Annotated in this window: 3 protein-coding genes; 1 reads left to right on the top strand and 2 read right to left on the bottom strand. The window is 36.5% G+C overall.

Annotated elements, in window-relative coordinates; translation table 11 throughout:
* Positions 1–284: 284 nt before the first annotated feature.
* Positions 285–851 (bottom strand): hypothetical protein, encoded by a 567-nt coding sequence (locus F6K13_RS26790; RefSeq protein ID WP_124144747.1) that lies wholly within the window; start codon positions 849–851, stop codon positions 285–287.
* Positions 852–1,277: 426 nt separating this feature from the next.
* Positions 1,278–1,625 carry a carboxymuconolactone decarboxylase family protein gene (locus F6K13_RS26795; protein WP_124144748.1) on the bottom strand — a complete coding sequence of 116 codons (348 nt, stop codon included), beginning with the start codon at positions 1,623–1,625 and terminating at the stop codon, positions 1,278–1,280.
* A gap of 826 nt (positions 1,626–2,451) precedes the next feature.
* Here F6K13_RS26795 and F6K13_RS26800 point away from each other — a divergent pair.
* Positions 2,452–2,784, top strand: coding sequence for a putative quinol monooxygenase (locus F6K13_RS26800; protein ID WP_124144749.1), 333 nt, complete (start codon positions 2,452–2,454; stop codon positions 2,782–2,784).
* The last annotated feature ends 36 nt before the right edge of the window (positions 2,785–2,820 follow it).

The following is a 2,820-nucleotide window of genomic DNA, read 5'->3' on the forward strand; positions in this document are numbered from 1 at the left end:
TAGCTTCCACTATTAATTATATGACGCTCTACCTTTGTGATAATTTTCAACTCAATGGTGCGCTCAAATAATAGATTCAATATTCGATACTTTTTCTGGCAAAAATTATAGTTAATAGGGAGCTGGAAATTATTATCAACTTCCTTCAGTTTAACTATCTAATAGACATCTCCAAGAATAAAAAATAAAATCAATTATCCCACAGAAATTCTCAATTATTTCTCCCTACTCCCTACTCCCTACTCCCTACTCCCTCTTTTGGAGGAGATGTCTAATTTTTTCTCTTATGTAGTAATCAACTTCAAGAGTGAATCAGGAGCAAATACATCACGATAGAATGTTAATTGCTCAGTCTTTAAGTAACAACCACCTCTGTGACCACGACGTACCCAAGTTACATTTCCCTTGGCAATAGTTTCGTTGGTTTCGAGATCCACACTTTTCCACTCGAAGAATGTATGTTCTCCAGAAAACATAACAATAGGCCAGCACATGATAACCCCTGGTTGAGAAATCAATGCCCACCAATGCTGTTCCCTTTCTTTTTGTTCCTCTAGACCAAAATATTGTCCGTCTTGGCACAAATAGACTAAATCTTTATAATATTCTGCCGTGAGAATATCACCGCGTCCCTGTCTCAAAGCTTCACAATGAGTAGGCCACCACTCTTTATTTTCTTTCTCTATTTGTTCTAATGTGTAGTCAGGACTGAGATCTGGTAATGTTGCTTCTTTCATGGCAATGATTTTTTCTGCTAGAGCAATCATCTCTGTGGCAACATCAGCAGCTACTGGAATAGCTCGGGAGTAATCTACTGCTAGGTCTTTGTAATAATTTGTGCGCTTTTTCATAATATCTGAACTTGTAGTTGTTTTTTCATTAGTTGAAACAAAATTGCTGGGTGACGCGAGCGATCGTTAAAGAAACCACACTTTCTCGTAGTTATAGAATTGTGCTTTCTTTGCTCTTGAAGACATAAGTAAATTTTTTTGTCTACCGTCTACACGGCGCTGAAAATTGTTTAGGGTTTGTAGACACAGAATGGCGTGTCGAAGACTATCAATAAACAATTAGACCTTCTGCTGCTTCATAAAACTGATATAAAACGTCACATAGCGTGATATTTTAATGTTTACTTCCTGCTTCTACTGAGACCGTCGGCGGCTACTCATCCACAGGCATTCACGGGTCTTGCCCGACCGCATTTGTTAAATTTATACTCCCTCCTTTCAAAGGGGGGTAGGGGGTATGCCTTCTGCTTTCTGCCTTCTTCAAGATTATGCGGACGGGCCTAAAATTTCATTCAGAGCGCCGAAGCAACCTGCTGCTTTATTAAATCCTGCATAAACACAGGTGAATACTAGCAACTCCTCTATTTCTTCACGGGTAGCTCCCTGTTGCATTGCCATATTAACATGAGCGCCAAAAGGGTTTCCCGGACCTACATGATCTTGATTGACTACATCAATTGCTATTGTAATCAGAGCTTTGGTTTTCTGGTCTATGAGTGGTAAACCCCATGCTTCACCTGCTACACGAGTACAAAAGTCCCCGAATTTGGGGTTGATCCCATTTAAGCCTTCTTGCAGAGCTTTGTCATCTAGAACTGCGTTTTTGTATTCCATAGTTTATCCGCTTAATTTTTCCAATTTGCTATGATCTTTGAATATTTGTTTCAAGACTGTGTTTGTGTCAGCGTTATAGAGTAATATCCCGTTAGCATTACTGAGCATAATCGCTTTCTTGCACAGTTTAACATCTAAATTTGTTAGTAAGCTATCGGCCTTTGCATAAGCAGATGGAGGCCACTTGTTCGAGATATTAAATAATATCATTGTCCACACTTCTGACCAATCTGATTTGCTGTTCAGATGTGAGGCAAATCTATTAGATATATCCGAAACATTTTTTCTATCAACTAGATTATCACCTTAACTTACATTAATTCATTAATTAAATTGATTTTATGATTTTTTTATTGGAATAAGCTGAGATTTTCTGATAAATATTCTAAAATGTTACTTAGCGATCTAAATTAACAATGATCTAAATCATTTTTGTAGTTTTTTCTTATTACTCAATTACAAGCATTTAAGTATTGTTAAGCTTTTCTAAGTTGATGAGAATGAATGAACTGTAATCAGGTTTGACATAAAGGCGATAATTATAACCTATGTGATAAAATTTGTATATGCTCAGGTTGTTAATATTAATAATAATTTTGGTAACGGTACTGCAATAGAATCCTTCTAGTTTTCCTCATTGCGACCCACAGGGTTTGCGGAGCAGTCCGGAACGGAAAGCAATTTTTTAGGAGTCAGGAGTCAGGAGTCAGGAGGGAAGAAATAAGAAGCAAAGAGCAGTAGAAGAGAAAATTTTTTTGTTCGCGCTCTTATCCGGACATGATATCATAACTCAAATCACCAACGCCCAAAATTCAAGGATTTAAACATGAATCAAGCAAATGAAGACAAAAAATTTACACTTGTTTTAGCTGGGAAATACAAAATCAAACCAGAAAAACGAGAACGATTTTTAGAACTTGCAAAACCTGGTATTGAAGAAACTCATAAAGAAGCTGGAAATATTAGTTATACTTTATATGAAGAGTTTGATAATTCTAATACCTTTTTATATTTTGAAGAATGGATAGACCGAGAAGCTCTTAATTCCCATCTTAAGCAACCTTACATTGCACCTTTAATTGAAGAAATATCAGAACTTTTAGCTGAAGATGCAGAAGTGAGAGTTTATGATATTGATAAATTGAGCTTCGGACTTTAGTTTATTTTTAGGACTTATACCATGTCCGGTTGAACA

Source organism: Okeania sp. SIO2B9 (assembly GCF_010672505.1).
Taxonomy (GTDB): domain Bacteria; phylum Cyanobacteriota; class Cyanobacteriia; order Cyanobacteriales; family Microcoleaceae; genus Okeania; species Okeania hirsuta.

Bases quoted from the DNA above. Each gene is read 5' to 3' on its own strand.
- F6K13_RS26790 (WP_124144747.1), bottom strand. From the start codon at position 851: ATGAAAAAGCGCACAAATTATTACAAAGACCTAGCAGTAGATTACTCC.
- F6K13_RS26795 (WP_124144748.1), bottom strand. From the start codon at position 1,625: ATGGAATACAAAAACGCAGTTCTAGATGACAAAGCTCTGCAAGAAGGC.
- F6K13_RS26800 (WP_124144749.1), top strand. From the start codon at position 2,452: ATGAATCAAGCAAATGAAGACAAAAAATTTACACTTGTTTTAGCTGGG.